General features: G+C 41.4%; 3 protein-coding genes and 1 tRNA gene. 3 read left to right on the top strand and 1 reads right to left on the bottom strand.

Annotated features, from left to right (window positions below; all coding sequences use genetic code 11):
• On the top strand, positions 1-525 hold a 525-nt coding region (locus tag J6U00_RS12660), incomplete at its 5' end, for a stage II sporulation protein P (RefSeq protein WP_296582392.1).
• 282 nt (positions 526-807) lie between these two features.
• Here the strand turns inward: J6U00_RS12660 and J6U00_RS12655 are convergent.
• Positions 808-1,392 (bottom strand): hypothetical protein, encoded by a 585-nt coding sequence (locus J6U00_RS12655; protein WP_296582390.1) that lies wholly within the window; start codon positions 1,390-1,392, stop codon positions 808-810.
• A gap of 127 nt (positions 1,393-1,519) precedes the next feature.
• Between J6U00_RS12655 and J6U00_RS12650 the strand changes: the two genes are divergently transcribed.
• Together J6U00_RS12650 and J6U00_RS12645 are read left to right on the top strand one after the other, a co-directional pair.
• A tRNA-Arg gene (locus J6U00_RS12650) sits at positions 1,520-1,594 on the top strand.
• A gap of 573 nt (positions 1,595-2,167) precedes the next feature.
• Positions 2,168-2,368: a hypothetical protein gene (locus tag J6U00_RS12645; protein WP_296582388.1), complete on the top strand. Its 201-nt coding sequence runs from the start codon at positions 2,168-2,170 to the stop codon at positions 2,366-2,368.
• Positions 2,369-2,512 lie beyond the last annotated feature (144 nt).

Raw genomic sequence — 2,512 nt, 5'->3', positions numbered from 1 at the left:
CAGGCAGAACTGGAAGGTGCAGGTTATAGTGTTATTCACGCAACAGATATACACGATTTTCCATCATACAACGGTTCGTACTCTAGAAGCAGAGAAACTATATTACCTATCCTTGAACAGTATCCTAGCATAAAGGTAGCACTTGACATTCATAGGGATGCGATATCCGGAGAAGGGACTGCTATCCAGCCTTATACTGAAATAGACGGAAAAGAAGCTGCTCAGGTAATGATAATCTCCGGATGTGATGACGGGACTCTGGGAATGCCGGATTACATGAAGAACTTTCACTTCGCCTGCTGTCTTCAGCAGCAGCTAGAATCAGATAACAAAGGTCTCACACGCCCCATCCTGTTCGACTATCGCCACTATAATCAGGATCTTACAACGGGAAGTCTTTTGATAGAAGTCGGATCACACTGCAACACACTTGATCAGGTCCAGTTCAGCGGACAACTTATCGGTCAGTCACTTAGCAGGTTGCTTGATTCAATTAAGGAGAAAGATGAAAAGAAGAATAAATAAGACCGCAGTCAGTATCGTAATTACTTACGTCATACTGAATTGCGGTCTAAGAATGTTTTTATTATCTTATGCAAATTCTTATAATAAACTTAATATTAATCAGATATCTCCGGCACATCTTACGGTAGAGAATGATTATTCTCAGCTTGATATACTGGATAAGAGTTTCCGGATCAGTCATATGATAGACAGCGACAGCCGGATTATTACTGCAGTATATTTGACTGTCGCAGACGAGATCCGAGCGGCATTTCTGCTCTCGTCTAAAATATCTGAAATAGTTTAGTTTGCTCTAGATGTAAATGTTCTGGGATACATACTCTCAGGACGAGACATGATATCATCATAGAAAGTATTCAGTTCCCCTGCATAATACAGTGTTGCTCCAGGGAATCTGCGGAAATCATCAGGTGTATAAAGACAGAATGATTTCTCAAGCGGGATTCCGATCTTATCAAGAGTATATGCAACAAACTGAGAACACACAAAGCTTTTCTTGCGTTTCCACTCTATGTTCATATATACAGCTAAAAGGCCCAGTATATTATATGAGTAGATGTTTCTGTTATCAACAAAATGGCGGATAATGCTGTTATATTCCGCTTTCTGCTCTTTCGTTACAGGAATCCTATATATTTCACATGGAATATATCCGAACTGTCCGAGTGTTCCCTTTCCGACTATTTCCTTATTAAATGTCGCAGGAAGCGGAACAGGACGATATGTACGACAGAAGCTGTACATCTCTGAAAGAGTTACATCTGCCGAAAGAGAAACATGGTTAAATGGCTTTTTGGTTATGAATCTGAAAAATCTTGCGGGACCAGTACCGGTCTGCGCAACTATCACGTAGATATAATCCTCCAAAATTTCACCCCCATCGATTGGTTCTAAGCCTATTTTACGTCGAACCTCATTTTTTCTCTAACAATTATATCATAAACTCTTGCAAAATACAATAGTTTTTGATATAATAGTAAATGTTAACAAATATGCGCCTGTAGCTCAGTGGATAGAGCAGTGGCCTCCGACGCCATGTGCGCTGGTTCGATTCCAGTCAGGCGTACCATATCGTCATGACTAAATGTATGACAATGCAGAAAAAACCCGAATATTCGGGCTTTTTTGCTGCCCAAATTCAGAAAAATTTCTTAAAAAAATGAGGGATGACATTGGGGTGTTTTAAGGCTTTTTAGGGAGTTGAACCCCCACAAAGGTGGTTTCGGAGCTCTTCAAAGGTCGATATACCGGCTAATCTCTGATTTTTCAGCTAAAAATAGTACACAAAGTTTCGGACTCGGTTTTAGTGGTTTTCATGAAATGTGAAAACGCTGGAATCGAGTCCTTTTTTGTTTCTCCGAAAACCAACTGATAGTAAACCTATCAGCGATTTGTGAGCCGTTTTTGACGGCATCGGTGACAGTTCGGGAAGCTGCGCCACCGAGAGCGATTGAAGCCGCTGTGAACGATTTTTGAGCCTGTGAATGAAGCATTTCACTCGGATGTACGATTTTGTTTTTTTCTGAGGCACTCCAATATTACCATGAAGGCTTTTTGATGCTCTTCCGATAAGAACGAAATATTTGCGCAGGTGCTAACCGATGAGGAGTTCAAGCTATTCACGAAGAGCGGCTTCTGCGTGATGTCGCAGACGCAGGTTCATCGCCGCAACCTTGATTCCCTTATCCCGACAGCAAAAAAGCTCAACGATATAGGCGTATCGACCCTTCGACTCATCAGGACAACGGAGGCTCCGCGTTGGGAAAAGAACTCCCCCGTAAGCTGCCTTGGTTTCAAAGGTTCGAGGAGATTATGGATGGCTGGACTAACCTCAGCAAAATAAGTATATAAAAAGGGCTCTGTGAAAAAATCTCTGTAAATTCAAAAACTGTGATAAAAACGATGTGTGGGAGCGGCTTGAAAAATAGCCGCTCTGATTTTTTTACAGTATACAATGGATACTGCAATTTGTCAAGGTACTTTGGAT

The organism is Ruminococcus sp. (assembly GCF_017650195.1).
GTDB lineage: Bacteria > Bacillota > Clostridia > Oscillospirales > Ruminococcaceae > Ruminococcus.
The sequence above is the reverse complement of the archived record's forward strand: the minus strand, read 5'-3'. Positions and strand labels throughout refer to the sequence as shown.

Bases quoted from the DNA above. Each gene is read 5' to 3' on its own strand.
- J6U00_RS12645 (WP_296582388.1), top strand. From the start codon at position 2,168: ATGTCGCAGACGCAGGTTCATCGCCGCAACCTTGATTCCCTTATCCCG.